The 242-nt window shown below is 40.5% G+C and carries 1 protein-coding gene; it reads right to left on the bottom strand.

What is annotated here, in order from left to right:
* Window positions 1-242, bottom strand: a 242-nt coding sequence (locus SB764_RS43950) for a GerAB/ArcD/ProY family transporter (protein ID WP_410867306.1), incomplete at both ends; no start/stop codon positions are given.

Below are 242 nucleotides of genomic sequence, written 5' to 3'. Positions count from 1 at the left end.
ATAGATTGGCATAGGAAACGGTTTTTAGCATTCCTTTCGACTTTCCTATGACAAACGGGAATAGAAATAGTAGTGCCTCAAATCCCAGCATGGCCAGTAACGCATTATTACTACCAAGTAAAATATTCTTCACGCCCGCACTCCCGACAGGAAGAATAAATTGAATTTCTTTCGGAAGCCAGATCGAAAGAAGCGTGATACCAATTAAGACCAAAATCCAGAAAGTGGCCAGTACAAAAAAC

Source organism: Paraburkholderia sp. SIMBA_027 (assembly GCF_046535315.1).
In the GTDB taxonomy this organism is placed as follows: domain Bacteria; phylum Pseudomonadota; class Gammaproteobacteria; order Burkholderiales; family Burkholderiaceae; genus Paraburkholderia; species Paraburkholderia tropica.
This window is presented reverse-complemented; position numbering and strand designations above follow the sequence as displayed.